Genomic DNA, 26,031 nt, shown 5'->3' with positions numbered 1-26,031 from the left:
TCCGTGACCAGGGGTTTTGTGACGGGAGCCCCGAGCATGCCCTCGGATTTCCGAATAAAGCACACGCTACGGCGTGCGGCGGCGCAGCGTCAGCGAACCGACGACAATCGCGCCAACGATCCAGCACGCGATGAACAGAATGCGCAGCCAGACGTAGCCCGCGTCTTCGTCGCCCGTCGACACTGCAGTGAGCGCGTCGATCGCGTGCGACAGCGGCATCCAGTCGCCGATCACCTCGAGCACGTCGGGCAGCTGATCGCGCGGCAGAAAGATGCCTCCGAGCAGTATCTGCGGAAACACGAACACCGGCATGAACTGCACGACCTGAAACTCGGTGCGCGCGAAGGCGCTCGCGAGCAGACCGAGTGCCGTGCCGAGCAGTGCATCGGCGATGGCGACGACGAACAGCATCCACACCGACCCCTCAATCTCGAGGCCGCACACCCACGTGGCGTACGCCACGGCGACAGTGGTCTGCGCGACGGCGAGCAGCCCGAACGCGAGCGTGTAGCCGAGAATGAAGTCGCCGCGGCCGAGCGGCATCGACAGCAGCCGCTCGAGGGTGCCGCTTCGGCGTTCGCGCAGCGTGCCGATGCTCGTGACGAGGAACATCACGATAAACGGGAACAGCGCGAGCATCGCGGGGCCGATGTCGGCGAAGACGGACGTCTCGTCGAAGATCCACGCGACGAGGCCGATCAGCAGGCTCGGCACGACGAGCAGCAGCGCGATCGTGCGCGGGTCGTGCCGAATCTGCATGAGCACGCGGCCCGCCGTCGCGAGAGTGCGCATCGGGTTCATCGGGTGCCTCCCGCGTGACGCCCGCGTGGTCGGTGAGGGTCGGATGCTGCGGCACGCTGAGCTGCAGCATCCGCTCCCCTGTCGTGCGCTTCGATGATGCGCAGAAACGCGTCTTCAGCCGAGTCGGTTCCCGTGCTCTCGAGCAGCTCGGCAGGTGTCGTGTCGTCGATGATCGCTCCCTCGCGCATGAGAAGCAGCCGGTCGCAGCGCGTCGCCTCGTCCATGACGTGGCTCGAGACGAGCAGGGTGGCGCCGTCGTCGGCGAGCGAGCGGAAGATGCTCCAGAGGTCGGCGCGCAGCACCGGGTCGAGCCCGACGGTCGGTTCGTCGAGAACGAGCAGGTCGGGGGAGCCGAGCATCGCGGCCGCGAGCGAGACGCGGTTGGCTTGGCCGCCCGAGAGCGTGCGGGCGAGCTGGTCGGCCTGCGCGGTGAGGTCGGTGCGCTCGAGCACACGGTCGATATCGGATGCTGGTGCGCCCTGCACCCGCGCGAAGTAGCGCAGATTCTGGCGCACAGTGAGGTCATCGTAGATGCTGGCCTGCTGCGTCATGTAGCCGACACGGTGGCGCAGCGGGGCGGATCCCGCCGGCTCTCCGAGCACCGTAACCGTGCCGCTGCGAATGACCTGCACACCGACGATCGCGCGCATGAGCGTTGTCTTGCCGCTGCCGCTGGGCCCGAGCAGGCCGACGATCGCTCCGCGCGGCACTGTGAGGTCGAGGCCGTCGATCACCGTCGTGCGGCCACGCCGAACAGTGAGCTCGCTCACCTCGATCGCATTATTCACCATGTGATGAATTAAACGCCGGAGCGGAGCGCGGTGTCAAGAGCGAGGGGTACGGGACCGAGGATGCCGTCAGGTGAGGCCGTCGATGTGCAGCTGCAGCGCCGGCGCAATGCGCGTAATGACGTCGTCAACGGGCATGGATGCGAGGGGGTCGGCGCCGAGGACGTGGCGCATGATCAGCACGCCGGCGACCTGCGTGAGCACGAGCTCGGCGCGCAGCGCAGCCTCAGCGTGCGGCACACCGGAGTGCTCGAGCTTGTCGGCGATGGCGCTCATGAGCTCACGCAGCAGAAACTGCCGGATCAGGCCTCCGGCTGCAGAACCGCCGATCGCCGAGCGCAGAACCGTGACGCCTACCGGCTTCACCTTCGGGTTCTCCCACGCGGTAAGAACAGTACGCGCGATCGATTCTCCGAGCCTCTCGATCGGGGCCTCCAGCGCCTGACGAACAATGCGATCGGGGCGAACGGGCAGCTTGACGACGTCGGCGAACAGGGCAGCCTTCGTGTCGAAGTAGTGGTGCACGAGCGCCGAGTCGACCCCGGCACGTCGGGCGATCGCGCGAATCGACGTCGCGTCGTAGCCTTTGTCGGCGAACTCTGCGGCGGCAGCATCCGCGATTCTCGCACGCGTGTCACCGCGCAGGTTCTTGCGCGGGCGCCCTCGGCGAGGCTTGGCGGAGGCACTGTCCACGAGCATCAGCCTACGCGGCGGCTCGGGGCGCGGCGAGTTGTAGGGCGTCGACAACGCGGCCGACATCGCGGAGGCGGCATCCGTCTCACTCGCGACAAGGGGTGGAAGCACGCTCGTCCGCGGCATAGGCTCGCACCGTAACTCGACGCTTGGAGGTAGCAATGACGCTCGACGGTACATCGGCACTCGTGACGGGAGGCGCCTCAGGCCTCGGCAACGCCACCGCACGACGCCTCTCAGCGCGCGGGATCAAGGTGGTGATCGTCGACCTCGAGTCATCGAACGGGGCAGAGGCCGCCGCCGCAATCGAGGGCGAGTTCGTGGCCGCAGACGTCACGAGCCCCGAACAGATGCAGAAGGCCGTGGATGCTGCGACAGCACTCGGTCCGCTGCGCACCGTCGTCAGCTGCGCGGGCATCGCTCCGCCCGCGAAAGTGCTCGGCAAAGACGGCCCGCTCGAGCTCGACGCCTTCGCGAAGATCGTCAACGTCAACCTCATCGGAACGTTCAACGTCATACGACTCGCGGCAGCGGCCATGGCGCAGACGGACGCCAACGACGACGGCTCACGCGGCGTCATCGTGAATACAGCATCCGTCGCCGCGTTCGACGGGCAGATCGGCCAGCCCGCGTATGCCGCGTCGAAGGGCGGCGTGCACTCCATGACGCTGCCGATCGCGCGCGAACTTGCCCGCTACGGCATTCGCGTCATGACGATTGCGCCGGGAATCATGGAGACGCCCATGCTCGCGGGATTGCCGCAGCCGGCACAGGACTCGCTCGGGCAGCAGGTGCCGTTCCCGTCGCGCCTCGGGCGCCCCGCCGAGTACGCGCGGCTCGTGGAGCACATCGTCGACAACGGCTACCTCAACGGCGAGACCATTCGCCTCGACGGCGCCATTCGCATGGCGCCCAAGTAAGGAGAACGATGTCTGACAGCATCCTGTTCGAGGTCGACGGCGGAGTCGCGCACGTCACCCTCAACCGGCCGACGCGGCTCAACGCGATCAACGATGAGGCGGCGTACCGGTGGCGCGATGTTGCCGCCGAGATCGCGGAGCGCGCTGACGTCTCTGCCGTGCTGCTCGATGCCGCGGGCCCCGCGTTCTGCGCCGGCGGCGACGTGGCCGCGATGGCCGGGTTCGGCGAGGGCGGCAGCATGATCGCGACGCTCGCGCACGTGATTCATGAAGGCCATCACACGTTTGCGACCATGCCCAAGCCGATCGTCGCCGCCGTGCAGGGAGCGGTCGCGGGCGGAGGGCTCGGGTTCATGCTCACGGCGGACTACGTTGTCGCAGGCGAGGCGGCCTCGTTCGCGTCGAAATACGCCGACATCGGCCTCACTCCCGACTGCGGTGTCAGCACGCTTCTGCCCGAGGCGATTGGCACGCGCCGCGCTCTTGAGCTCACGCTCACGTCGCGCCGCCTCGGCGCCCGCGAAGCATGCGACTGGGGGCTCGTCAACGAGGTGACGACGGATGCTGCGCTCGCAGCGCGCTCTCGAGAGATCGCCGCATCGTGGGTCGACGGGGCAGCGGCGGCGTTCGGTCAGGCCAAGCGCCTCGTGCGCGCCCAGACCGTCGAGCCGCGCAGCTACCGTGAGGCGCTCAGCGATGAGGCCGCCACGATCGGCGCCGCGTTCGAGACGCCGCAGGCGACCGAGCGCATTGCGGCGTTTGCCGCCCGCTCGTCGCGTCGGCAGACAGCGTCCGCCCCTTCCGAATCCGCCATCGCTCAAGCCGAGGAGACCCCATGACCGAGACGCTCACCGGAAAGACCATTCTGATGTCGGGAGGCAGCCGCGGCATCGGCCTCGCGATCGCGCTGCGGGCCGCCCGCGACGGCGCCAACATCGCGCTGCTGGCCAAGACCGACACTCCGCACCCGAAGCTCGAGGGCACGGTGCACACGGCAGCCGAGCAGATTCGGGATGCCGGAGGGCAGGCGATCGCGGTCGTCGGCGACGTGCGCAGCGACGACGACATCGTGCGCGCCGTCACCGAGACGGTCGGCGAGTTCGGCGGCGTCGACATCGTCGTCAACAACGCGAGCGTGCTCAACCTCTCGCGCACCCTCGACCTCGAGCCGAAGCGCTACGACCTCATGCAGGATGTCAACGTGCGTGGCACCTTCATGCTGTCGCGCGCCGCGATTCCGCACCTGTGCGGGGCCGCGAACCCGCACATTCTCTCGCTGAGCCCGCCCATCAATCTCGACCCGAAGTGGCTCGGAGCGCACACGGGCTACACCCTCGCCAAGTACGGCATGAGCATCGCGACGCTCGGTCTGGCCGCCGAGTTCGCGGGTGATGGCATCGCCGCGAACACGCTGTGGCCGCGAACCACCATCAAGACGGCAGCGGTTGGAAACGTTCTGGGCGGCGAGAAGATGATCGCCCGCAGTCGCACGCCCGAGATCTACGCGGATGCTGCATATGAGGTGCTGCTCAAGCCGGCACGTGAGTACACCGGAAAGTCGCTCATCGTCGAAGACGTGCTCGCCGACGCGGGTGTGACCGATCTTGCGAAGTATTCGCCGGGTGTCGATGAGTCGGACCTGTTCCCCGACATCTTCCTGTGATGCCGTGGGCGCCTGCTTCGAGCACTGTTCATCTGACGATTTCTGCGGTTTTCGGCGCTGAGAACCGCAGAAATCGCCATATGGGTTCGCCGAGGCTCCCCGGGGCGGTCGCGAATCACAATACGGGTAGCGTGAGAGCATGAGCGACGAAGCACAGCTGCTCGCCCGCGTCGAGAACGGCGTCGGGCATCTCACACTCAACAGGCCGCGGGCGATCAATGCGCTGACGCACCGCATGATTCTCGGCATCCGCGATGCGCTCGGACATTGGCGCACCGACCCGCGCGTGCACGCTGTCGTGATTGACGGTGCGGGCGATCGCGGACTCTGCGCGGGAGGCGACATCCGTGGTCTTCGCGAGAACGTCCTGGCCGAGCGGCCCAATGACACGCGCGACTTCTGGCGCGACGAGTACACGCTGTGCGCCGTGATCGCGAACTACCCCAAACCGTACGTCGCGCTCATGGACGGCGTGACGATGGGCGGCGGCGTCGGAGTGGCGTCGCACGGCAGCATCCGTGTCGTGACCGAGCGCTCGAAGGTCGCGATGCCCGAGACGCGCATCGGACTCGCCCCGGACGTTGGGGGCACGTGGCTTCTGTCGCGCGCTCCGGGCGCAATCGGCGCATATCTCGGGCTGAACGCCGCGACGATGACGGGTGCGGATGCTGTGTGGTGCGGCTTCGCGGATCACCTCGTTCCGAGCGACAGCCTGCCCAAGCTGCGCGACGCCCTGCTCGCGGGTGACGAGCCTGCTGCGGCGGTCGCGCGATTCGCGGTCGATCCGGGGCCGGCGCCTCTCAGGGCGCAGTGGCGCTGGATCGACGATTGTTACAGCGCAGCGACGGTTCCCGAGATCGTCGAGCGTCTGCACGAGATGGAGACGGATGCTGCGACCGCAGCGGCAGCCGAGCTCGACGATCTCTGCCCGACGAGCCTCGTGACGACGCACCTGGCTATTCGGCGTGCACGCATGCGCAACGACCTTCGCGACGTGCTCGATCAGGAGTACCGCACCTCGTCGTGGCTGCTGGACCGCCCGGATCTCGTCGAGGGCATTCGTGCGCGGGTCGTCGACAAAGACAACGCTCCGCGGTGGAATCCGGCGACGATCGCCGAGGTCGACATCACCGAGGTCGAACGGGTCGTCTTGTAACGTCCTGCGCCCCTACTTCACGAGCCGAGAGAGCACGCGATCCGCGAGCACCTTTCCGCCCGTCTGGCACGTGGGGCAGTACTGAAATGTCGAGTCGGCGAAGATCACCTGACGCACGGTGTCGCCGCACACCGGGCAAGCTTCTCCCGTGCGGCCGTGCACGTGCATGCCAGACTTCTTCTCGCGCTTGAGGTCGGCCGCGGCGAGTCCGTCTGCGCGGGCAACGGCAGCTTCGAGCGTAGACCTGAGCGCGTCGTAGAGCTGCACAGCATCCTCGTGCCCCATGGCCGCAGGCTTGAATGGCGACATGCGCGCTGCGTGCAGAATCTCGTCGGAGTAGGCGTTTCCGATGCCCGCGATGAGCGATTGGTTGCGCAAAACGCCCTTGATCTGCGCCCTGCCCGCGTGCGCGAGAACCGTCTCGAACACCTCGACCGTGAACGCGTCGTCGAGAGGGTCGGGGCCGAGCCGGGCGATACCGGGAACCTCGCGAGGATCTGCGACGAACGAAATGGCGAGGCTCTTCTTTGTGCCCGCCTCGGTGATGTCGATCCCGGCCCCGGGCGCCGCCGTGTCGTCTCCCGTGAGAAGAAGTCGCGCGGCCAACGGCCCTTTGCCGCGCCGAGTGGGCGTCTTCGGCGCGCTATCGCGCCATCTGATCCAGCCGGCGCGAGCGAGGTGGATGACGATGTGATCGTCGCCGACCTGCACGTCGAGAAACTTGCCGTGACGGGTGACGTCGTCGACCGTTCGTCCGTGGATGGACGACGGCGGAATGCCGACCGTCTTCAGTGCGGACACCGCGAGAACGTCGAAGCGCTCGATTGTATGTCCGGCGAGCCGTCGCTTCAGGTCGGCGGCGAGCGCGTGTACTTCGGGCAACTCGGGCACAGAACCAGTATGGGCCCCGCCGCCGACATCCACCCCGGGTAACGGGTGTGCACCCGCGGACAACGTGAGCAGGTGCGCCGTGACAACGAGTCCGCATCCGGACACCATGTGCCCTCGACAAGCCGCGCGCCCGCCGTCTACCGTGAAACATATGGATGCCGCATCGATGATCATGGGCGCTGCCATCGCGTCCGTCGCCTGGATCGCCTTCATCCCCGCGATCCGCCGCTCGGGTTCGCGCCCGAACGGCTCAAGTCCCGCCAGCGGCGACGCGCCGACAATCGAGCCGTCATGAACGACGCCGCTGCAGCATCCGACCTCACGCCCCTGCCCGACGACTGGGAGCGTGCCCTCGTGATCATGGCGCATCCCGACGATCCCGAGTACGGCGTCGGTGCCGCGGTCGCCACGTGGACGGCCGCCGGAAAAGACGTGCGTTACGTTCTCGCAACCCGCGGCGAAGCGGGCATCGCCGGCATGCCGCCCGACGAATCCGCCCGCGTTCGCGAGGCCGAGCAGCGCAACGCCATCGCGCACGTCGGCGTGAGCGAGCTCGAGTTTCTCGGCCACGCCGACGGCACGATCGAGTACGGTCCTGCGCTGCGACGCGACATCGCTGCGGCGATCCGCCGACACCGGCCCGAGCTGGTCGTGACCATGAACTTTCACGAGACTTGGTTTCCCGGGGTGTGGAACAGCGCCGACCATCGCGCTTTCGGACTCGCCGTCATGGACGCTGTCGCCGACGCTGCAAACGAATGGATCTTCCCCGACCTCACGGCAGACGGCCTCGAGCCCTGGCCGGGCGTGCGCCACATCGCCGTGAACTCGCCGACCGGGCAGCACGCCGTCGAGGTATCCGTGGGAGTGGATGCCGCGATCGCATCGCTCGCCGAGCACGCGAAGTACCTCGCGGCGCTCAGCGACGACCCGATCGACGACCAGGCGCGCCGCCAGGTGCTGGGCGCGACGGGCGGGCCGGATGCTGCCGAGCGCTACGTACGCTTCGACCTCTACGGCTGACAGGGGGTATAGCGCAGCCCGGGGACCCGCTGTCCATTTCGCACTCGGGCGGCACCAACCTGCCTCACACCTTTGCGACTTAAGTTGGCGGCCATGGCTTCCGGACATCCTCCGTCTGACAACGTGACCGCAGCATCAACGGCCAACGGAAAGAAGCCGCACAAACGCTCGTTCTTCGGCCAGCCGCGCGAACTCGCGCACATCTTCGGCGTCGAGATGTGGGAGCGCTTCTCGTTCTACGGGATGCAGGGCATCCTCATCTACTACCTGTACTTCTCGGCAACCGAGGGCGGCCTGGGAATGTCGCAGGTCGAGGCCGCCGGCATCGTGGGGGCGTACGGTGGCGGCGTCTATCTCTCGACCGTCGTCGGAGCATGGCTCGCAGACCGCATGTTCGGCTCAGAGCGTGTGCTGTTCGCGAGCGCGATCATCATCGTGTGCGGTCACCTCGCACTCGCCCTTCTTCCGGGATTCGTCGGCGTCGGCATCGGGCTGATTCTCGTCGCCCTCGGCAGCGGAGGCCTCAAGGCGAACGCCACGAGCGTGGTGGGAACCCTGTATGCGCCAGACGACACGAGGCGGGATGCCGGATTCTCACTGTTCTACCTCGGCATCAACCTCGGCTCGTTCGTCGGTCCCATTGTCACGGGCGCCCTGCAGTCGAGCGTCGGGTTCCACATCGGCTTCGGCGCCGCGGCTGTCGGCATGGTGCTCGGGCTCATCCAGTACTCGATCGGCCGTCGCGGCCTTCCCGACAACGCGCGAGAGGTGCCGAATCCGCTGAGCGGGATGGGGCGTCTCATGTGGGGCGCGGTTGCACTTGTGGCAATCGCCGCCATCGTGGTGCTCTGCCTGGTCGGCCTGATCCGCGCCGACAACTTGCCGGGCATCGTCATCGCGGCCACCGTCGTCGCGGCCATTGCGTACTTCATCGTGCTGCTGACGAGCCGCAGCCTCGACACCACTGAGCGGCACCGCGTGTACGCGTTCATTCCGCTCTTTCTCGCCTCGAGCGCTTTCTGGTCGCTGTATCAGCAGCAGTTCACGGTGATTCCGATCTACGCCGAGCAGCGACTGAATCTCGACGTATTCGGCTGGGCGATCCCGCCGACGTGGGTTCAGTCGATCAACCCCGTGTTCATCATTCTGCTCTCGGGAGCCTTCGCGGCGCTGTGGACGAAGTGGGGCGAGCGCCAGCCGTCAACGCCCGTGAAGTTCGGGCTCGGCACGGCCGGTGTCGGCGTCGCCTTTCTGATCTTCCTCATCTGGTCGGGCGGTCAGGGCGCGACGACGCCGCTGCTGGCCATCGTGCTCATTCTCTTCACCTTCACGATCGCCGAACTGCTGCTGTCACCTGTCGGCCTCTCGGTGTCGACGAAGCTCGCCCCGCGCTCGATGCGTGCGCAGATGGTGGCGCTGTTCTTCCTCTCGGTGGCGCTCGGCTCCGCCGTCTCGGGCGAGCTCGCGAAACTGTACGAGTCGCTCCCCGAGGCGACCTACTTCGGCATCGTCGGCGGCATCGCGATCGCGCTTGGACTCATTGTGATCGCGATCAGTCCGTGGGTGCTGAAGCTCATGCGCGGCGTCCGCTGACGGCCGTGCGCAAGTTCCTGAAAGTTGCGGTCGTCTTGCAGTGCCGCGGCGATGCAGATCAACCGCAGATGTCAGAAGAGCGCTGGCTAGCGTAGGAGGCCGAGCGCCCGCACCGCGTCGCGCTCCGCCTCAAGCTCAGCGACCGAAGCATCAATGCGCTCACGTGAGAACGCATCGATCTCGATGTTCGGCACGATCTCCCACTCGCCGCCACGCGAGATCACGGGGAACGACGAGACGAGCCCCTCCGGAACTCCATACGACCCGTCGGACAAGATGCCCGCAGACGTCCACGCGCCCGGAACCATGCCCAGCACCCAGTCGCGCATGTGGTCGATCGCGGCATTCGCGGCGGATGCTGCAGACGAAGCGCCGCGCACGTCGATGATCTCGGCACCGCGCTTCGCGACCCGCGGAATGAACTCGTCGCGAATCCACGCGTCGTCGACGAGCTCGCGCGCGGGGCGGCCGGCCACCGTCGCGTTGCTCAGATCGGGGTATTGCGTCGCCGAGTGGTTGCCCCAGATCGTGATGTCGGCGACGTCGTCGACGGCAGCATCCGTCTTGTGCGCCAGCTGCGCGACGGCACGATTGTGGTCGAGCCGCGTCATGGCGGTGAAGCGCTCGGCAGGCACGCCGTCGGCGTGCGCGGCGGCGATGAGCGCGTTGGTGTTGGCGGGGTTGCCCACGACGACAGTGCGAATATCGGATGCTGCTCGCGCACCGATCGCTGCGCCCTGAGGCCCGAAGATGCCGCCGTTCGCCTCGAGCAGGTCGGCGCGTTCCATTCCCGCGCTCCGCGGTCGCGCCCCGACGAGCATCGCGATGTTCGCACCGTCGAAGGCGTGCTGCACATCGTCGGTGACCTCGATTCCCTCGAGCAGGGGGAAAGCGCAATCGTCGAGTTCCATCGCCGTTCCCTCTGCCGCACGTACGGCCTGCGGAATCTCGAGCAGTCGCAGCTTTACCGCAACGTCGTCGCCCAGCATCTGCCCGCTCGCGATGCGAAACAGCAGCGCGTAGCCGATCTGCCCGGCGGCTCCGGTGACGGTGACGGTCGTGGCGTTCGTAGTCATGGCGCTCCTTTGCGGTTGGGGGCGGCGCGATTGGGGCAGGCGCCCTCTCAGCCTAGGCGCAGGCTCGCCCAGGTGCTAGGCGGGATGCACGGTCGGAACACGTGCGTACGGCGCATTCAGCCTCGACGGGTGGCGCGCTGGTGTATACACTGGAAACGAGTGTATGAGGGTATTCCGCTGCTGCGTGCGGCGTCCGACACGATAATGTATACATTGAGGGATGCCGGGAGGTGACGTGCGCGCAAGCGACAGAGTGTACGCGGTGCTCCGTGAGGAGATTCTCGACGGCGCCCTTCCCCCCGGAACCACGCTGACCGAAGTGGAGCAGTCCACGCGGCTCGGCTACTCCCGCACGCCCGTACGCGAGGCACTCGGAAGGCTGACCGCAGATGGTCTCGTCGAGGCAGCATCCGCTCGCGCCCTTGTCGTCACCGACGTCTCGGGCGACGACATCTCGGCGCTCTACGAGTTGCGCGAAGCGCTCGAGGTCTCGGCGGCCCGGCTCGCCGCGAAGCGCCGCGACCAGCGGGTCTTTGCCGACCTGCACGATCGTTTCGCACATGCGGCACTGCTCGTCGACGGCGGCGACACCGGGCTGCAGCGCTACTACGACCTGGTCGCCGAGCTCGACGCCGCAATCGACGCGGCGACGGGAAACGCCTACCTGACGCAGGCGCTGCGGAGTGTGCGGCTGCACTCGGCGAGAGTGCGGCGCAGCGCACAGCGAAACCCGGAGCGGCTGCGCCAGGCAGCATCTGAGCACCTGCTGATCTGCCAGGCGATTCGCGACGGGGATGTCGCGCTTGCCGGTCACGCCACGCACGTTCACTTGAGCCTCAGCCGCGCTAATGCGCTCGCCGCGTCCACGCACTCGGAGAAGACGGTCTCCTGACGAAAGGGAATCCCATGAAGACACACAAGCTGCGCACCTACAGGAGCGACGAGAACCTCGAGCGAAAGGATCAGCTCGCGTGGGCGATCGCCGAGGTCGCCGTCGACGATGTCGAGGTCGCAGATGACGTGACCGAGATGGTGATCAACCGCGTCATCGACAATGCGGCCGTCGCCGCAGCATCCGTCACCCGTGCCCCCGTCGCGGCGGCGCGCGCTCAAGCGCTCACCCACCCGGTGTCGGTGAATGGCGACGGCGCGACGGTTTTCGGCCGCGAGCAGACCCGCCGGGTCAGCCCCGAGTGGGCGACGTGGGCGAACGGCGTCGCGGTGCGCGAGCTCGACTACCACGACACATTTCTCTCGGCCGAGTACTCGCACCCGGGCGACAACATTCCCGCAATGGTCGCCGTGGGCCAGCACGTGGGCAGCACCGGCCGTGACGTCGTGCGCGGCATCGCCACCGGCTACGAGGTGCAGATCGACCTGGTGAAGGCCATCAGCCTGCACAAGCACAAGATCGACCACGTCGCCCACCTCGGCCCGTCCATCGCGGCCGGGCTCGGCACTATGCTGCACCTCGACCCCGAGGTGATCTTTCATGCGATCGGCCAGGCGCTGCACACGACGACCGCCACGCGTCAGTCGCGCAAGGGGCAGATCTCCACGTGGAAGGCGCACGCACCCGCGTTCGCCGGGAAGATGGCTGTCGAGGCGGTCGATCGCGCCATGCGCGGCCAGACGTCGCCCGAACCGATCTGGGAGGGCGAAGACGGCGTGATCGCCTGGCTGCTCGACGGACCCGAGGGGCGGTACGAGGTGCCACTGCCCGAGAAGGGCGAAGCGAAGCGCGCAATTCTCGACAGCTACACCAAGGAGCACTCCGCCGAGTACCAGGCGCAGGCGTGGATCGACCTCGCGCGCAGGCTGCACAACGAGCACCCGGAGCTGCTGGAGCCAGGCGCGATCCGGAACGTCGTGCTGCACACGTCGCACCACACCCACTACGTGATCGGCTCGGGGGCGAACGACCCGCAGAAGTACGACCCCGCAGCATCCCGTGAGACGCTCGACCACTCGATCCCCTACATCTTCACTGTCGCGCTGCAAGACGGTGAGTGGCATCACGGGCACTCGTACGCTCCCGAGCGCGCCGGCCGTCCCGACACGGTCGAACTGTGGAAGCGCGTCACGACGGAGGAGGACCCCGCGTGGACCAGGCGCTACCACTCGCTCGACCCGCAGGAGAAGGCGTTCGGGGGTCGCGTGGAGATCACTCTCGCCGACGGCAGCACCATCACAGACGAGATCGCCGTTGCCGATGCCCATCCGCTCGGCGCCCGTCCGTTCGCCCGCGCCAACTACATCGAGAAGTTCCGCACGCTCGCGGAGCCCGTCGTCGCGTCAGACGAGATCGAGCGCTTTCTCGACGTCGCGCAGCGCCTTCCCGAGCTCGAGCCGCACGAGCTCGCGGGACTCACGTTCACTGTCGATCCGGGCGTTCTCGCCTCGGTGCCGACGACGAAGGGACTGTTCTGATGCTTTATTCGCAGACGGATGCTGCCGCCAAACGCGCAGCGTTTCGCGATCGCCTTGCGACCGGTGAGCTGCTGCAGTTCCCCGGTGCGTTCAATCCGCTCAGCGCGCGGCTCATCGAGCGCAAGGGCTTCGACGGCGTATACATCTCGGGCGCCGTGCTGAGCGCCGACCTCGGCCTGCCGGACATCGGCCTCACGACGCTCACGGAGGTCGCAGGGCGCGCGGCGCAGATCGCGCGCACGACAGACCTGCCCGCGATCGTCGACGCCGACACCGGTTTCGGCGAGCCGATGAACGTCGCCCGCACGATTCAAGAGCTCGAGAACGCGGGGCTGGCGGGAACGCACATTGAGGATCAGGTGAACCCCAAGCGCTGTGGGCACCTCGACGGCAAGCAGGTCGTCGACGACGAGACGGCGCTCAAGCGCATCCGTGCGGCCGCAGACGCCAGACGCGACCCGAACTTTCTCATCATGGCGCGCACCGATATTCGCGCTGTCGACGGTCTCGACGCGGCGAAGGACCGCGCCAAGAAGCTGGTGGATGCTGGCGCCGACGCGATCTTTCCCGAGGCGATGCGCTCGCTCGACGAGTTCGCGGCGATCCGCGCTGCCGTCGACGTGCCGGTTCTGGCCAACATGACGGAGTTCGGCAAGAGCGAGCTGTTCACCACAGAGCAGCTCGCGAGCGTCGGCATCAACATTGTGATCTGGCCCGTCTCGCTTCTGCGTATGGCCATGGGCGCAGCATCCCGTGCCCTTGACACGCTGAATGAGCAGGGCGCACTCACCTCGCAGCTCGATGCCATGCAGCACCGCAGCGAGCTTTACGACCTCATCGACTACGAGTCGTACAACCATTTCGACGCGACCATCTTCAACTTCACTGTCGAGAAATAGCACCCATCGACGTAGAGTGCACTCGTCACCACTCAGGCAAAGGAGCACGATGACCGACACCGACATCAAAAAGGGTCTCGCCGGAGTCGTCGCGGACTACACCGCGATCTCGAAGGTCAATCCCGAGACGAACTCCCTGCTCTATCGCGGATACCCCGTGCAGGAGCTGGCCGAGTCGTGCAGCTTCGAGCAGGTGGCGTATCTGCTGTGGCACGGCGAGCTTCCCACCGACGACGAGCGCGCCGAGTTCGAGAAGCACGAGCGGTCGCTGCGGCCGCTCGACGAGCGCACGAAGAAGCTGATCAGCGCGCTGCCGACGAGCGCCCACCCCATGGACGTCGTGCGCACCGCCGTGAGCCAGCTGGGAACGTTCGATGACACGCTGCTGCGGCCGGGGGGTGTCACCGATGCGAACCTCAACGAGGGCCGCGCGATGTATCTGCTGGCGCAGCTTCCCGCAATCGTGGCCTTCGATCAGCGTCGGCGCCGGGGCGAAGACCTCGTCGAACCGCGCGATGACCTCGGCTACGCCGCCAACTTTCTCTGGATGACCTTCGGCGAAGAGCCGCACGAGGTCGTCGAGCGGGCGTTCAACGTGTCGATGATCTTGTACGCGGAGCATTCCTTCAACGCGTCAACGTTCACGGCACGCGTCGTCACGTCGACGCTCGCCGACGTTTACTCCGCCGTAACCGCCGCGATCGGTGCGCTCAAGGGGCCGCTGCACGGCGGAGCCAATGAAGCCGTCATGGAAGCCCTCGACGAGATCAAGACGGCGGATGCTGCCGAAAAATGGCTCGATGACGCGCTCGCCGAGAAGCGCAAGATCATGGGGTTCGGCCACCGCGTCTACAAGAATGGCGACTCGCGCGTGCCGACCATGAAGCAGGCGCTCGACACGCTCGTCGAGCACTACGACAGGCGCGACATGCTCGAACTGTACGAGGCGCTCGAGACCGCGATGGGGGAGCGCAAGAACATCAAGCCGAACCTCGACTACCCCTCGGGCCCTGCGTACAACCTCATGGGCTTCGACACGCAGACATTCACGCCGCTGTTCGTCGCGGCGCGCGTCGCGGGCTGGACGGCGCACATCGCCGAGCAGCTGGCAAACAATGCACTCATTCGGCCCTTGTCTGAGTACAACGGACCCGACGAGCGTCACGTCGGCTGACTCGGCAGCCGAGCGATGTCAACCCCGTTGGCGCGCGGGAACTGCTGTGCTTGATTGAAATCCTGCGGGCAGTCATCGGGTTGCTCGTCACAGACGGTCGGAGGATGCATGGCCCAGAACGTACGACGTTTCCGCTGCGATCCTGACGCGGTCTTTCGCATTTTGGGTGACGGATGGCTGTACCCGGGCTGGGTCGTCGGGGCCTCGCGCATGCGCGCCGTCGACGACGCCTGGCCAGGTCCGGAAGCGCGCCTTCACCATTCGGTGGGAGTGTGGCCCGCGCTCATCGACGACAGCACGAGTTGCGTGACGTGGGATCCGCCACGGCGCATGGAATTGAGAGCACGCAGCTGGCCCATTGGTGAAGCTCACGTGAGGATCGATGTGAAACCGCATGCCGACGGGAGCCTCGTGCGCATTCGCGAGAATCCGGTGAGCGGTCCGGCGAAGTATCTGCCGAGCATGCTCGTCGATGTGCTGCTCCGCATGCGCAACGCTGAAACCCTGCACCGGCTTGCGTATCTCGCCGAGGGAATCGGGCCGAGCGGGAGCGACCCGACAGCGCACCGTGAATCCGGGGCTGTCAGCTCCTGAACCGAACGAGCATCCCGTCACTCCCCGCGCGCGCCGGCAATCGTGAGAGGTCGACGTCGAGGTTCTGCGGCAGCACCCGCCAGTCTGAACGGGCCAGCCGCCCGATCGCGACCGCCAGCAGATCTCCGGTGACCGGTTCGCCCGGGCACCGGTGTGTGAGTGCAATCGGCCCCGCGCCCTGAGCGACGACCCGCTCGGGAGACTCATGTGTGAAGCGAGAGGGGTCGAACTCCCAGGCGTTCTCCCACTCACGCGGATGTCGGTTTGTCGCGAAGAGATCAACGATCACCCAGTCGCCTGCGCCGAACCGGATGCCCCGCCACTCCGTCGACGCGGTCGCGCGACCGCCGATCGCCGGAAAGAAGGGAGCGGCTCGCCGCACCTCCTGCGCGACCATGCTCGCGGCCGTGTCGTCGTCGCGTGCGCGCTGACGCCAGAGCGGATGCTGGTGCAGCGCAAGCGCCGCGAACGCGATGAACCGGGCAACGGCCACGGTCGGCCGCAGCAGGTTGAGTAACTCCGTTGCCGCGACCTCGTCGTCCCTGAGCTCGGAGCAGAGGATCGCGAGCGGCGAACTGTCGTCGCTGCGCCGGGTGCGCTGCGCGCGGACGACGTCGCGTGCCCAGCGCTCGGTCGCTTGCCGCAGCATCCGGCCCCGCCAATTGCGCGGTCCGAACGATCCGGCTCCATCGATCATTGCTGCAGCCTCTCGTGCCAGCTCGCGCCGTCTGCGCGGCGGCTCCGAGATGCCGAGCCACCGCAGGGCAGCATCGGTGAGCACCTGCTCGACCGCGGGCATGAGCGCGAGCTCATCATGCTGAACCCACAGCGCCTGCGCGCGATCCCATTCGTCAGCGAACGCGTGAGCGAGCGCGTCCTCTCCGCCGGCATCGAGTATCCGCGTGAAGATTGTCTTGCGCGCGGTATGCGGTGCGCCGGTCCGCGTCTGCACGCTCCCCTCGTCTTGCAGCGAGTGCAGCACCGAGCGCGGCATCGCGCCCTGGCGCGTGAAGCGAGCGCCCTCGTAGAAGAACCGCGCGGCGTCGAGACCACGAAGCAGGGTTGCGGAGCGACCCATGAGCCGCGTGCGGAACGCCTCGGTGTCGAACCTTTCGAAGCGGCGGTGTCCGAACATGTAGCCCTCCAAGAGGAACATGAGCGACGAGTCACCGTGCAGCACGGGCGCCGATTCGATCCTCGTCGCGTCAGGCGCTGTCGGAGCTGGAGCGTTCGTCATGCGGCGAGCGTAACGTCGCGGCGCGGGCGCGGACACGGCCTTGACGGTCTCGAGTCCGCGTGCAACGACCGAGTGCTATCAAACGAGATCTCGCGTCTGCTTGGAGCGCCGAATGCCTGAATGGATGCTGGCCAGCACGTAGCCCTGCTCAGGAACCATTGTCGAGAGCTGCGGCAAAGCTGTCCGCCTGTGCTCTGAGGTGCGCTCGAAGCTCTGGCGGGCCCGCGACGGTGTACGAGAGGCGAGGTGAGATCCACGCGAACCCCGCGACGAGCGCCTCGACGCTTTCTGCCTCGACCGGCAGCGTCGTTGTGCCGTCGGCGTTCGACGACGCATTCCGAGCCCACCAGCCGAGCTCACGGGCGACGTCGTGTATGGGCGCGTCGAAGCGCAGCATTGCCGTGACCGTTGTTGAGCGAAACCGCACGGCCTCGCGCACGAGCCGCTCGGACTCCTGCTCGTTGAGCGTTCGCGGCGCGAAGTGGACGCGTGTCTGGAACGGCTTCGTGATTCTGTCGACCCGAAAGGTGCGCCAGGCGTCACGATCGCGGTCCCAGGCGAGCAGGTACCAGCGCCGTGCGAGGGGAACGAGGCGGTGCGGTTCGGTCGATCGGGCCGACGTGCGCCCGCCGGCATCCGTGTAGTCGAATCGAATGCGCTCGCTGTCTCGGCAGCACAGGGCGAGCAGACCGAGGAGCTCTGCTGTCACGGGCGGACCCTGGCCCGGTGAGGTGCTGGCGTGCGACTGCAGAGCGGCGACGCGCTGGCGCAAGCCTGAGGGGAGCACCTGCTCGATCTTCGCGAGTGCGCTGAGTGTTGTGTGCTCTGCCCCGCGCAGGCCCGCTGTCGCTTGAGAACGCAGCCCGATCGCGATCGCAACGCCCTCGTCGTCGCTCAGCAGAAGGGGAGGGAGCCCCGTTCCCGCCTCGAGCCGGTAGCCGCCGATGGCGCCTCGCGTTGCCTCGATGCCGTAGCCGAGGTCCCGCAGCCGCTCCACGTCGCGTCGCAACGTGCGGCCACTCACCCCAAGGCGCTCCGAAAGTTCGCGCGCAGACCAGTGGCGGTGGCTCTGCAGAAGAGAGAGCAGATCGAGAGTGCGCGACGTTGTTTCGGCCATGTTCTCATTCTCGTCGGAATGAGGACAGAATACGTCCTATTAGAGCGGAATCATCGTGATCATGAACACAACGACAATGATCACGGCACGCAATCTGACAAAGTCATTCGCCGCGAAAGGCGGCTCCGTCTCTGCCGTTCGTGGTATCGACCTCGACGTGGCTCCGGGCGAGCTGGTGGCGTTTCTCGGTCCGAATGGGGCCGGCAAATCCACAACGCTGCGCATGCTGACCACGCTGCTTCAGCCGACCTCGGGCGAAGCGCGCGTTGCAGGATTCTCGGTCGCGGGAGATCCCGGCGACGTTCGTCGGCGCATCGGTCTCATCGGCCAGAAGTCTTCAGCGTCCAACAACCAGCGCGTGCGCGATGAGCTGCGCAGCCAAGGCGCGTTCTACGGCCTCAGCCGCCGCACGGCCCACGCCCGCGCAGACGAGCTTCTCGATTCGCTCGAGTTGTCGTCTGTCGCGATGCGACAAGTGCAGTCGCTTTCGGGTGGCCAGCGGCGTCGGCTCGACATCGCCCTTGGACTCATCCACGACCCCGCTGTTCTGTTTCTCGATGAGCCGTCGACAGGGCTTGACCCTCACAGCCGAGCGAACCTCTGGCAGCATATTCTCGACCTGCGCACGCGCACGGGAACCACGATCTTTCTCACGACGCACTACCTCGATGAGGCCGACCAGCTCGCCGAGCGCGTCATGGTCATGGACCACGGTGAGGTCATCGCCGACGATTCGGCGACGGCGCTCAAGCACACGCTCGCGGGCGACAGTGTCAGGTTCGGGTTCGCCGACGAAGACGATGCGCGAGCCGCGGCTGCTCTCGTTGGCGGCATCGTGGAGGGCGAGCGCGTGAGCATCGCAAGCGATGACGGCGAACGCGGCGTTCCGCAGTTGCTGCGCCAGCTCGACGCTTCTGGCGTGCACGCCGTGAGCGCCGAATACCGTCGGCCGACTCTCGACGACGTGTTCCTCGCGCTCACGGGTCGCAGCCTTCGCGACGAGGGCGCGGCCCACGCCTCACCTCCGGATGCTGCTCGCGACGACGTCGCGGCACCCGCACAGTGACCATCGCTTTCCCTCGTAACGAAAGGTCGTTTCGCCATGACAACCGCAATTGACGCATCGAGCGCCGCCCCCACCCGATTCACGCGAGACGTGGTGAGCGTGCTCTCGCGAGAGCTGCGACCCACGCTGCGCGATCCGTTCAGTCTTATCTTCAGCCTGGTTCAGCCGCTGTTCTTCCTGGGACTTTTCGGCCCGCTGCTCGTCGCGACGACCGACGCGCCAGCAGCGCAGACCCTTCAGTGGTTTGTTCCCGGCATCCTCGTCATGGTCGCTCTCTTCGGAACGGGAACGATCGGCGCGAACCTGCTTGACGACATCATGGCCGGTTCACACGAACGAACACTTGTCGCGCCGATCTCACGCAGCGCACTCCTGGTGGGGCGCGCTCTCAAAGAGATCGTTCCGCTCATGGTGCAGGGACTTCTCGTCGTGCTGGTCGCCCTGCCGTTCGGGTTCTCCCTCAGCATCCCGGGCCTGGCTCTCGGGCTGCTCGTGCTGGCCGTGTTCGGCGTCGGCTTCGGCGCGCTGAGCTACAGCCTCGCGCTCGCCGTCGTCGGACGCGAATGGATGTTCTGGGTCGTGCATCAGACCGTGCTGTTTCCGCTGCTCATTCTCTCGGGAATGCTGCTGCCCGTCGACGCCGGTCCGGGCTGGATGAAGATCGCCGCAGCGATCAACCCGATCGGGTACGTCGTCGAGGCCGAGCGAGCCCTGTTCGCCGGCAATCTGGCCTCACCCGACGTTCTGGGAGGCGTCATCGCAGCGGTCGTGATCGCCGTGATCGGTCTTCTTGTGGGGACGCGGAGCATGCGCCGCGCCGGGTAGGGCTCGGGAATGGATGCCGCCGCCGCACCCGGTCTCCTCGGCCGGGTTCGGCGGTGGTGCGTCGCTGCGCAACACCCTGTCGTGCCAGTGCTCTTGCTCCGCTAGGCCCTGCCCGAGAGCACGCAGAACTCGTTGTCCTCCGGGTCGAGAAGCACGACCCACGGCTCGTCTCCCGTCTGCCCGACGTCAGCGTGTCGCGCGCCGTGCGCGACCAGCCGTTCCACCTCCGCCTGCTGATCGTCAGGGCGAAAATCGAAGTGCAACCGATTCTTCATCGTCTTCGGGCTGTCGTCGTTTCCGAACAGAATTCCCGGCAGCCGATCTTCACTCGGGCGAATCTCAACGCCGTCTGTGTCATCGACGATGACCCAGCCGAGGGCTTCTGCCCACCACCGGCCAAGCGATTGCGGGTCAACGGAGTCGACAATGACCTGTTCCCATTCAAGTGACATGCGGCCAGTGTAATTGTGCGGCGCGGCAACGCAACAGGTGGCTGAGCGCGGGCGTCTTGTCGCACTGCGACAGCCGCGCGGCGCGGGCTGGCAGCATCCGAATAGGCTCCCGGCATGCATATGATCCTGCGCACCATGCTGGTTCTGTCGCGAGCACGCCGAGCGCTCCGACGGCGCGGTCCCGCCGACCCATACGCGGTGAGCCGCCTGACGCTGCGCGTGCTGCCGACCGATCTCGACGTCTTGAAGCACGTCAACAATGGTGTCTACTTCTCGCTGTTCGACCTCGGACGCTTCGACCTGCTGATGCGCAGCGGAATGTGGAACACGTTCACCGAGCGAGGCTGGTACCCGGTTGTGGCGAGCGAGACCATCACCTTTCGCAAGTCGCTCACGCTGTGGCAGCGATTCACTGTCGAGACGCGGATTCTCGGGTTCGACGACAAGTCGTTCTACCTCGAGCATCGAGCGGTCGTGGATGGCGAAATGTACACGCAGGCATTCATTCGCGCTCGATTCCTCAAAAAATCGGGAGGCACGGTTTCAGTCGGCGAGCTGCTCGACGCGATCGGTCACGACAATGACCGCGATCTCACCGTGCCCGAGTGGCTTGAGCAGTGGGGGCGGAATGCTGCTTTGCCCTCGACTCGCGAGCCGGCTCCGAGCGTGTGGAACTCGTGAGCCGGCCCGGCAGATGTCAGCGGAAGAGGCCGTGCGGGGCGTAAGCGGCCCTGACCTCTGCGAGGCGCTCCCGCTTCTCTGGTGACCAGCTGCGGGCGTCGCGCGCTTCGGTTGCGAACGGCCCGGTGAAGTTCACGGGAGTCTCTGCGGCCAGCCACGCTGCAGCAGCGGCAAGGAATGGCTCTGTGGCGGAGGCGAACAGCTCGTGCTGCGGCACCGGCGCGATGCTGAGCGCGCTGAACAGGTAGTCGCCGTCACGTCCGCCGACAGCCGTGTCCGGCGCAGGCGCGGTGCCTCCGACATGGCGGACCTCCGCGATGGTGAGGGGCGATTCGGCACCGGCGCCGAACGCGGAGATCAGCGTTTCGACGGCGTCGTCGTCGAAACGCGACAGCAGGTGCCCCGTTGACGACACGTGCATGGGCGACGGGTCTTCGGGGTCGTTGTGAATACGGCCCACATCGGTGAGTGCCATCGGCCCGAGATCGTCGGAGAGAGCGGGAGCAGCCTCGCGCAGCGGCGCCACGATCGACTCGGCGTCGGCCGCATCGCCGGGAACCGCAACGTGCACGTTCAGAACCGTGGAGCCGCGCATCGGTGCCGGCACCTGCTCGACGTCGGGAAAGCGCATGATCGCGGCGGCGCTCGTGACGTTGTCGGGCACCGTGCGCGTCCACCGCGCCCAGGTGCGGAGCATCTCGTCGACGTGCTCGGCACCGAACATGAGGCTTCCCGCGTAGAGCGAGGGAACCTCGGCGAGTTCGACAGTGACATCGGTCACGACTCCGAAGCCCGTCTTGCCACCGCGGAGCGCCCAGAACAGGTCGGCATTTTCGTCGGCGGATGCTGTTACAAGCTCACCCGCTCGAGTGACGATGCGTGCGCTGCGCACCCAGTCCGAGCCGAATCCGTGACTGCGCGCGAGCGGCCCGATGCCGCCTCCGACGAGAAAGCCGACCACGCCGACTCCCGGGGCCGACCCGGTGATGGGCGCGAGATCGTGCGGTGCAGCGGCATCGACCACCGCGCGCCAGCGCGCTCCCGACTCGATCGCCGCCAGCCGGGTCTGCGGATCGACGCTCACGTCGTTGAGCCGGTGGGTCGTGATGAGCATTCCGTCGGTGATGTTCTCGTGGGTTCCGTGGCCCGTCGCCTGCACGTGAATCGGGAGCTCGTGCGTCGTCGCGAAGCGCACGGCCTCGACGATGTCGTTCGCGGTTTCGGCGCCGACGACGATCTCGGGGGAGTGCTCGAGGCTGAGGTTCTGGCCGCGCACTTCGTCGGCGAGCCGAGGGTCGTCGCGGAGGAGGACGGGCCCCGAGACGCGGGTCGAGAGTGCAGCAGCATCCTGTGAAATGTGAGAGGAGGTCATGTGTGGGATGGTAGGGGCAGGCACCGACATTCGCGTGAATGCTCAGCAAACACGAAGAAGTGCCGTCGTGCGCGCCTCGCGCGGAGGATGTCAGCGCCGGCACGTAGTGTTCTTGCATGACCTTCGTTCAGCAGCGAATCCGCGAGGCGGGCACGGCTGAGATTCCTCCCATTGCACTGCGCACCGTCGCCGAGGCTCTCGGTGACACGACGACGCGTGATCATGATCACGAGCCGTCCGCGTCGACGGTGTATCGACCGAGGCACGCGCTTGACCTGCGAGAGGTGCTGTCGCCCCTCGCGCGCGGCGGAGACGGCCCAGGGTTTCGCAGAACAGCGGATGGCGCGTGGCTCACATTTCGCACGCCGGACGGCCCTGCGACACTGCGCCTGGGCCGCACTGGTGACGAGGTACACGCGGCCGCGTGGGGGCACGGCGCGGAGTGGGCGATCGACGGCGTGCCGCAACTGCTCGGCGAGAGCGACGACTGGAGCGAGCTCGACGTGTCGCAGAGCTCGCTGCTGACCGAGGTGCGCCGGCGTCATCCCGGCGTTCGGCTGAGCCGCAACCGACGTGTTTTCGAGATGCTCGTGCCGTCGGTCATCGAGCAGAAGGTGACGTGCACCGAAGCCTGGCGATCGTGGCGACTGCTCGTGCGCAGACACGGCACGCCGGCACCGGGCCCGGCTCCCGAGGGAATGTGGGTGGCACCGGATGCCGCGAGCTGGCGACGCATTCCCAGCTGGGAGTGGCACGCGGTCGGCGTCGGGCCGCAGCGCTCCGAGGCGATCGTTCGTGCGAGCCGTGTTGCCGAGGCAGTCGACCGCACGGCCGCGGAGCCGCCGGCGACAGCATCCGCTCGCCTGCAGAGTCTTCCGGGAATCGGGGCGTGGACGGCCGCAGAGGTCACGGCACGCTCACACGGCGATCCAGATGCCGTCAGCGTCGGCGATTACCATCTGCCCGCATCGGTCGGCTGCGCTCTGGTCGGAGAACCGGTCGACGACGACGCGATGCTCGAACTGCTTGAACCGTGGGCGGGGCAGCGTCAGCGCGTGCTGCGGCTCATCGCCCTCAGTGGCATCCGCAAGCCCCGGCGTGGTCCGCGCATTACGCGTCAAGACCACCGCTGGCACTGAGTACTACTGGCACTGATTAGGGCTGTTGTTCGGGCTATCGAGCCCGACGAGTGATCGCGCTGAGACCCCACGCGACGAGGCCCGAAATCGCCCCGACGATCACACCGGTGAACAGGCTTGAGATCGTGGCGAACACGCGAAAGATCACCGATTCGAGAACCGGATCGACGTCTGAGAGGTTGCCCCCGAGCTGCGGCTGCGTGCCGCCCGTGTTCACGTTCCACAGGAGCTGGTGCCCCAGCGCGAGAAAAATTCCGTAGAGCGCGCCGACGACAACGAGGGTGAGGAACGGATTCGGGACCCGCAGCGCCCACACCACGACAATCCAGACGATGGCGGGCCCGAACACGAACACGGCGTTGAGCAGCGTGCCCTCAGCGATCAGATCAAGGTCGTGAAGCACGACGCGAGGGACGGCGAGCAGTGCGAGCCCGACGAGTGCGACAAACGGCAGGCCGAGTCGGCGCTGTGCGGGACCAGAGCGTTGGTGGGCGTCGGAAGAGTGAGAGTACTGAGTCATGTTTTCGACGCTACGAAGGCTCCAGTACGTCGTGCATCCGTCAGACATCGCGATCTGCATACGTAAAAAGGCGACAGTTCTCGCGGAACACTGTCGCAACCGAGGGGCGAGACTCTACGGTGGGGAACGTGCACGGCAGCGAGCGAAGAAGGGGCAGTCACACGCGGTGGCCCGCGTGGGCGACAGACGCGCTTCTCGGCGCGGCGGTCACAGTCATCGTGGCCGCGGTCATGAGCGCGGGCTACGGCGGGCGAAACGACCCCGATGGTCTCGCGTACATCTGGACGATCGGTCTCGGCGCCCTCATGCTTGCTCGTCGACGGTACCCTGGGCTCGTTGTCACCATCTCAGTTCTCGGGCTCTTCGCGTATTACACGGCCGGCTACCCGGCGATCGGCGTCGCCGTACCGATCGCTGCCGCTCTCTATTCCGCAGCAGAGTTCGGCCGGATGCTGTGGGGAGTCGTGGCTGCAATCGTCGCGCTTCTCGTGAGCGTCATGTTTCGCCTCGCCGACGGGCAGGCGGTCTCGCTTGTCATCGGCTACGAACTTGCTGGTCACGCGTTTCTGATGGCCGGTGCGCTCGCGCTCGGCGACAGCATCCGTTCGCGCCGCGAGGTTGTGACGCTGGTCGCTGAGCGTGCGAAACGCGAGAGTGACGAACACGCGCGTGCGGAGCGGCTTGCTGTCGCCCGCGATCTGCACGACTCCATCGGGCACGGCGTTTCGGTGATCTCTCTTCATGCGGACGTCGCGGGGGAGGCCCTGGCCGCGCAGGATTCGGGCCAGGCTGCGCGAGCGCTGCGTCATGTCACATCTGCCGCGCGGTCGACGATGGCAGACCTGCGTGAAACCGTTGCTGTACTGCGCGCACCGCGTGAGAGATCAGCCGGCGAACTCGCACATCTCGAGCGCGTCATTCCGGCTGATTCCCCGATCGCATTTACAGCGGACATTCGTGACCCGAGTGGTGTGCCGACTGCGGTCCAAGCGACGGCGTTTCGCATCGTTCAGGAAGCCGTGACGAACGTGCTCAAACATTCGACGGCGACGCGGGCCCGGGTGGAGGTGGCTCGTGAGGGCAGTAATCTGCGCATCGACGTCAGCGACAACGGAGGGGCACCCGATGTAGGTGTCGCGGAATCGCACGGAATCGCGGGAATGCGTGAGCGGGCGGCATCCGTCGGCGGCGAACTCGCGATACGGTCGACGCCGAACAGCTTTGCTGTCACTGCGCTGCTGCCGATCGGCGGTGGCGAATGATTCGAGTGCTTCTCGCTGACGATCAGGATCTCGTGCGCGCAGGGCTGAAGACACTGCTCGAGAACGACAGCCGGTTGAACGTCGTGGCCGAGGCGCGCACGGGGCGAGAGGCTGTCGCCAAAGCGCGGGAGCACGTGCCCGATGTCATCCTGATGGACATTCGGATGCCCGAGATGGACGGGATCGAAGCCACACGTGCCATTCGTGGTGACCCTGAGTTACGCCGTGTTCGGGTGCTGATACTCACGACGTTCAATGATGACGACGAGATCCTCGAGGCGATTCGACTTGGGGCCGCGGGATATCTGCTCAAGGACACGCAAGGCACGGATCTTCGGGCAGCGGTACACACTGTGGCCGACGGCGGGCACCTGCTGTCGCCGACCGTTGTCGGGCCCGTCATGGACTACGTTGCTGCGGCGCCGAAGCCAGCACCGAAAGATCCGCGTCTCGACATGCTCACCGAACGCGAGACCGCAGTGCTGGGGCGCCTGGCGCACGGTGAGAGCAATGCCGAGATCGCGACATCGCTGTACATCAGCCCGGCGACCGCGCGGACCTATGTCAGCCGGATCCTCACGAAGATGGGCGTGCAGAGTCGCACGGAACTCGCCGTGATCGCGCATCGTTCCGGCCTGGGCGATAGTGGCAACGCGTAA

At 66.7% G+C, this 26,031-nt stretch carries 28 protein-coding genes; 18 read left to right on the top strand and 10 right to left on the bottom strand.

Annotation, left to right across the window (positions count from 1 at the left end):
* Positions 1-66: 66 nt before the first annotated feature.
* The 3 genes from ATJ78_RS01860 to ATJ78_RS01850 all read right to left on the bottom strand — a co-directional run bounded on the left by ATJ78_RS01860 (position 67) and on the right by ATJ78_RS01850 (position 2,393).
* Positions 67-801 (bottom strand): ABC transporter permease, encoded by a 735-nt coding sequence (locus tag ATJ78_RS01860; protein ID WP_098406046.1) that lies wholly within the window; start codon positions 799-801, stop codon positions 67-69.
* Complete coding sequence (locus ATJ78_RS01855) at positions 798-1,592, bottom strand: ABC transporter ATP-binding protein (RefSeq protein WP_098406045.1); 795 nt, start codon at positions 1,590-1,592, stop codon at positions 798-800. Before ATJ78_RS01855 ends, ATJ78_RS01860 begins: the two co-directional genes overlap by 4 nt.
* Positions 1,593-1,658: 66 nt before the next feature.
* Entirely contained in the window at positions 1,659-2,393 is a 735-nt protein-coding gene (locus ATJ78_RS01850) for a TetR/AcrR family transcriptional regulator (protein ID WP_211288407.1), read from the bottom strand.
* A 50-nt stretch (positions 2,394-2,443) separates the two neighbouring features.
* Here ATJ78_RS01850 and ATJ78_RS01845 point away from each other — a divergent pair, with 50 nt between their 5' ends.
* The 4 genes from ATJ78_RS01845 (at position 2,444) to ATJ78_RS01830 (ending at position 6,021) form a co-directional block, all read left to right on the top strand.
* Positions 2,444-3,202, top strand: a complete 759-nt coding sequence (locus ATJ78_RS01845) for an SDR family NAD(P)-dependent oxidoreductase (RefSeq protein WP_098406043.1) — start codon at positions 2,444-2,446, stop codon at positions 3,200-3,202.
* A gap of 8 nt (positions 3,203-3,210) precedes the next feature.
* The gene (locus tag ATJ78_RS01840) at positions 3,211-4,041 is read left to right on the top strand and encodes an enoyl-CoA hydratase/isomerase family protein (RefSeq protein ID WP_098406042.1); all 831 of its coding nucleotides are present in this window, start codon (positions 3,211-3,213) and stop codon (positions 4,039-4,041) included.
* Complete coding sequence (locus ATJ78_RS01835; RefSeq protein WP_098406041.1) at positions 4,038-4,865, top strand: SDR family oxidoreductase; 828 nt, start codon at positions 4,038-4,040, stop codon at positions 4,863-4,865. The genes ATJ78_RS01840 and ATJ78_RS01835 overlap by 4 nt, the downstream gene beginning before the upstream one ends.
* A 139-nt stretch (positions 4,866-5,004) precedes the next feature.
* Complete coding sequence (locus ATJ78_RS01830) at positions 5,005-6,021, top strand: enoyl-CoA hydratase/isomerase family protein (protein WP_098406040.1); 1,017 nt, start codon at positions 5,005-5,007, stop codon at positions 6,019-6,021.
* 12 nt (positions 6,022-6,033) lie between these two features.
* On the opposite strand, the gene ATJ78_RS01825 is transcribed toward ATJ78_RS01830, so the two are convergent.
* Positions 6,034-6,912 carry an Fpg/Nei family DNA glycosylase gene (locus ATJ78_RS01825; RefSeq protein WP_098409152.1) on the bottom strand — a complete coding sequence of 293 codons (879 nt, stop codon included), beginning with the start codon at positions 6,910-6,912 and terminating at the stop codon, positions 6,034-6,036.
* Between the two features lie 151 nt (positions 6,913-7,063).
* On the opposite strand from ATJ78_RS01825, the gene ATJ78_RS15840 reads away from it, so the two are divergent.
* From ATJ78_RS15840 to ATJ78_RS01815, 3 genes are all read left to right on the top strand, one after another.
* Positions 7,064-7,207: a hypothetical protein gene (locus ATJ78_RS15840; protein WP_156088582.1), complete on the top strand. Its 144-nt coding sequence runs from the start codon at positions 7,064-7,066 to the stop codon at positions 7,205-7,207.
* A complete protein-coding gene (locus ATJ78_RS01820; protein ID WP_098406039.1) occupies positions 7,204-7,935 on the top strand; it encodes a PIG-L deacetylase family protein in 732 nt (243 codons plus the stop codon). The genes ATJ78_RS15840 and ATJ78_RS01820 overlap by 4 nt, the downstream gene beginning before the upstream one ends.
* A gap of 93 nt (positions 7,936-8,028) precedes the next feature.
* Entirely contained in the window at positions 8,029-9,528 is a 1,500-nt protein-coding gene (locus ATJ78_RS01815) for a peptide MFS transporter (RefSeq protein ID WP_098406038.1), read from the top strand.
* A gap of 86 nt (positions 9,529-9,614) precedes the next feature.
* On the opposite strand, the gene ATJ78_RS01810 is transcribed toward ATJ78_RS01815, so the two are convergent.
* Entirely contained in the window at positions 9,615-10,604 is a 990-nt protein-coding gene (locus ATJ78_RS01810; protein ID WP_098406037.1) for a malate dehydrogenase, read from the bottom strand.
* Between the two features lie 235 nt (positions 10,605-10,839).
* Between ATJ78_RS01810 and ATJ78_RS01805 the strand changes: the two genes are divergently transcribed.
* From ATJ78_RS01805 to ATJ78_RS01785, 5 genes are all read left to right on the top strand, one after another.
* On the top strand, positions 10,840-11,496 hold the full coding sequence (locus ATJ78_RS01805) for a GntR family transcriptional regulator (protein ID WP_098409151.1): 657 nt from the start codon (positions 10,840-10,842) through the stop codon (positions 11,494-11,496).
* A gap of 14 nt (positions 11,497-11,510) precedes the next feature.
* Complete coding sequence (locus ATJ78_RS01800) at positions 11,511-13,034, top strand: MmgE/PrpD family protein (protein ID WP_098406036.1); 1,524 nt, start codon at positions 11,511-11,513, stop codon at positions 13,032-13,034.
* Complete coding sequence (gene prpB, locus ATJ78_RS01795) at positions 13,034-13,933, top strand: methylisocitrate lyase (RefSeq protein WP_098406035.1); 900 nt, start codon at positions 13,034-13,036, stop codon at positions 13,931-13,933. The genes ATJ78_RS01800 and prpB overlap by 1 nt, the downstream gene beginning before the upstream one ends.
* A gap of 49 nt (positions 13,934-13,982) precedes the next feature.
* Positions 13,983-15,107 (top strand): bifunctional 2-methylcitrate synthase/citrate synthase, encoded by a 1,125-nt coding sequence (locus tag ATJ78_RS01790; RefSeq protein WP_098406034.1) that lies wholly within the window; start codon positions 13,983-13,985, stop codon positions 15,105-15,107.
* Between the two features lie 108 nt (positions 15,108-15,215).
* Entirely contained in the window at positions 15,216-15,701 is a 486-nt protein-coding gene (locus ATJ78_RS01785) for an SRPBCC family protein (protein ID WP_098406033.1), read from the top strand.
* On the opposite strand, the gene ATJ78_RS01780 is transcribed toward ATJ78_RS01785, so the two are convergent.
* Entirely contained in the window at positions 15,691-16,938 is a 1,248-nt protein-coding gene (locus ATJ78_RS01780; protein WP_143741359.1) for a cytochrome P450, read from the bottom strand. The genes ATJ78_RS01785 and ATJ78_RS01780 overlap by 11 nt on opposite strands.
* 148 nt (positions 16,939-17,086) lie before the next feature.
* Complete coding sequence (locus ATJ78_RS01775; protein WP_098406031.1) at positions 17,087-18,055, bottom strand: helix-turn-helix transcriptional regulator; 969 nt, start codon at positions 18,053-18,055, stop codon at positions 17,087-17,089.
* Positions 18,056-18,116: 61 nt separating this feature from the next.
* Between ATJ78_RS01775 and ATJ78_RS01770 the strand changes: the two genes are divergently transcribed.
* Entirely contained in the window at positions 18,117-19,121 is a 1,005-nt protein-coding gene (locus ATJ78_RS01770; protein ID WP_245836164.1) for an ATP-binding cassette domain-containing protein, read from the top strand.
* A gap of 36 nt (positions 19,122-19,157) precedes the next feature.
* Complete coding sequence (locus ATJ78_RS01765) at positions 19,158-19,946, top strand: ABC transporter permease (RefSeq protein WP_098406030.1); 789 nt, start codon at positions 19,158-19,160, stop codon at positions 19,944-19,946.
* Positions 19,947-20,047: 101 nt separating this feature from the next.
* On the opposite strand, the gene ATJ78_RS01760 is transcribed toward ATJ78_RS01765, so the two are convergent.
* Positions 20,048-20,398, bottom strand: a complete 351-nt coding sequence (locus tag ATJ78_RS01760) for a VOC family protein (RefSeq protein ID WP_098406029.1) — start codon at positions 20,396-20,398, stop codon at positions 20,048-20,050.
* Between the two features lie 114 nt (positions 20,399-20,512).
* On the opposite strand from ATJ78_RS01760, the gene ATJ78_RS01755 reads away from it, so the two are divergent.
* Positions 20,513-21,079, top strand: coding sequence for an acyl-CoA thioesterase (locus tag ATJ78_RS01755; RefSeq protein WP_098406028.1), 567 nt, complete (start codon positions 20,513-20,515; stop codon positions 21,077-21,079).
* A 16-nt stretch (positions 21,080-21,095) separates the two neighbouring features.
* Here the strand turns inward: ATJ78_RS01755 and ATJ78_RS01750 are convergent, their stop codons facing one another.
* Positions 21,096-22,451, bottom strand: coding sequence for an FAD-binding oxidoreductase (locus ATJ78_RS01750; RefSeq protein WP_169923360.1), 1,356 nt, complete (start codon positions 22,449-22,451; stop codon positions 21,096-21,098).
* A gap of 116 nt (positions 22,452-22,567) precedes the next feature.
* On the opposite strand from ATJ78_RS01750, the gene ATJ78_RS01745 reads away from it, so the two are divergent.
* On the top strand, positions 22,568-23,590 hold the full coding sequence (locus tag ATJ78_RS01745) for a DNA-3-methyladenine glycosylase family protein (protein WP_211288406.1): 1,023 nt from the start codon (positions 22,568-22,570) through the stop codon (positions 23,588-23,590).
* 34 nt (positions 23,591-23,624) lie between these two features.
* On the opposite strand, the gene ATJ78_RS01740 is transcribed toward ATJ78_RS01745, so the two are convergent.
* A complete protein-coding gene (locus ATJ78_RS01740) occupies positions 23,625-24,110 on the bottom strand; it encodes a hypothetical protein (protein WP_098409148.1) in 486 nt (161 codons plus the stop codon).
* 128 nt (positions 24,111-24,238) lie between these two features.
* Here ATJ78_RS01740 and ATJ78_RS01735 point away from each other — a divergent pair, with 128 nt between their 5' ends.
* Both ATJ78_RS01735 and ATJ78_RS01730 read left to right on the top strand, forming a co-directional pair.
* Positions 24,239-25,372, top strand: coding sequence for a sensor histidine kinase (locus tag ATJ78_RS01735; protein WP_143741358.1), 1,134 nt, complete (start codon positions 24,239-24,241; stop codon positions 25,370-25,372).
* Complete coding sequence (locus ATJ78_RS01730) at positions 25,369-26,031, top strand: response regulator (RefSeq protein ID WP_098406025.1); 663 nt, start codon at positions 25,369-25,371, stop codon at positions 26,029-26,031. The genes ATJ78_RS01735 and ATJ78_RS01730 overlap by 4 nt, the downstream gene beginning before the upstream one ends.

Origin of the sequence: Paramicrobacterium agarici, from assembly GCF_002563955.1 — a bacterium.
GTDB classification, from domain to species: Bacteria; Actinomycetota; Actinomycetes; order Actinomycetales; family Microbacteriaceae; genus Paramicrobacterium; species Paramicrobacterium agarici.
The sequence above is the reverse complement of the archived record's forward strand: the minus strand, read 5'-3'. Positions and strand labels throughout refer to the sequence as shown.

Excerpts from the sequence above, each read along its gene's own strand:
- ATJ78_RS01830 (WP_098406040.1), top strand. The coding sequence starts at position 5,005 with ATGAGCGACGAAGCACAGCTGCTCGCCCGCGTCGAGAACGGCGTCGGG.
- ATJ78_RS01800 (WP_098406036.1), top strand. The coding sequence starts at position 11,511 with ATGAAGACACACAAGCTGCGCACCTACAGGAGCGACGAGAACCTCGAG.
- ATJ78_RS01755 (WP_098406028.1), top strand. The coding sequence starts at position 20,513 with ATGCATATGATCCTGCGCACCATGCTGGTTCTGTCGCGAGCACGCCGA.
- ATJ78_RS01730 (WP_098406025.1), top strand. The coding sequence starts at position 25,369 with ATGATTCGAGTGCTTCTCGCTGACGATCAGGATCTCGTGCGCGCAGGG.
- ATJ78_RS01810 (WP_098406037.1), bottom strand. The coding sequence starts at position 10,604 with ATGACTACGAACGCCACGACCGTCACCGTCACCGGAGCCGCCGGGCAG.
- ATJ78_RS01815 (WP_098406038.1), top strand. The coding sequence starts at position 8,029 with ATGGCTTCCGGACATCCTCCGTCTGACAACGTGACCGCAGCATCAACG.
- ATJ78_RS01740 (WP_098409148.1), bottom strand. The coding sequence starts at position 24,110 with ATGACTCAGTACTCTCACTCTTCCGACGCCCACCAACGCTCTGGTCCC.
- ATJ78_RS01785 (WP_098406033.1), top strand. The coding sequence starts at position 15,216 with ATGGCCCAGAACGTACGACGTTTCCGCTGCGATCCTGACGCGGTCTTT.
- ATJ78_RS01780 (WP_143741359.1), bottom strand. The coding sequence starts at position 16,938 with ATGACGAACGCTCCAGCTCCGACAGCGCCTGACGCGACGAGGATCGAA.
- ATJ78_RS01855 (WP_098406045.1), bottom strand. The coding sequence starts at position 1,592 with ATGGTGAATAATGCGATCGAGGTGAGCGAGCTCACTGTTCGGCGTGGC.
- ATJ78_RS01745 (WP_211288406.1), top strand. The coding sequence starts at position 22,568 with ATGACCTTCGTTCAGCAGCGAATCCGCGAGGCGGGCACGGCTGAGATT.
- ATJ78_RS01840 (WP_098406042.1), top strand. The coding sequence starts at position 3,211 with ATGTCTGACAGCATCCTGTTCGAGGTCGACGGCGGAGTCGCGCACGTC.
- ATJ78_RS01775 (WP_098406031.1), bottom strand. The coding sequence starts at position 18,055 with ATGGCCGAAACAACGTCGCGCACTCTCGATCTGCTCTCTCTTCTGCAG.
- ATJ78_RS01790 (WP_098406034.1), top strand. The coding sequence starts at position 13,983 with ATGACCGACACCGACATCAAAAAGGGTCTCGCCGGAGTCGTCGCGGAC.
- ATJ78_RS01860 (WP_098406046.1), bottom strand. The coding sequence starts at position 801 with ATGAACCCGATGCGCACTCTCGCGACGGCGGGCCGCGTGCTCATGCAG.
- prpB (WP_098406035.1), top strand. The coding sequence starts at position 13,034 with ATGCTTTATTCGCAGACGGATGCTGCCGCCAAACGCGCAGCGTTTCGC.
- ATJ78_RS01770 (WP_245836164.1), top strand. The coding sequence starts at position 18,117 with ATGAACACAACGACAATGATCACGGCACGCAATCTGACAAAGTCATTC.
- ATJ78_RS01845 (WP_098406043.1), top strand. The coding sequence starts at position 2,444 with ATGACGCTCGACGGTACATCGGCACTCGTGACGGGAGGCGCCTCAGGC.
- ATJ78_RS01835 (WP_098406041.1), top strand. The coding sequence starts at position 4,038 with ATGACCGAGACGCTCACCGGAAAGACCATTCTGATGTCGGGAGGCAGC.
- ATJ78_RS01760 (WP_098406029.1), bottom strand. The coding sequence starts at position 20,398 with ATGTCACTTGAATGGGAACAGGTCATTGTCGACTCCGTTGACCCGCAA.
- ATJ78_RS01750 (WP_169923360.1), bottom strand. The coding sequence starts at position 22,451 with ATGACCTCCTCTCACATTTCACAGGATGCTGCTGCACTCTCGACCCGC.
- ATJ78_RS01765 (WP_098406030.1), top strand. The coding sequence starts at position 19,158 with ATGACAACCGCAATTGACGCATCGAGCGCCGCCCCCACCCGATTCACG.
- ATJ78_RS01820 (WP_098406039.1), top strand. The coding sequence starts at position 7,204 with ATGAACGACGCCGCTGCAGCATCCGACCTCACGCCCCTGCCCGACGAC.
- ATJ78_RS15840 (WP_156088582.1), top strand. The coding sequence starts at position 7,064 with ATGGATGCCGCATCGATGATCATGGGCGCTGCCATCGCGTCCGTCGCC.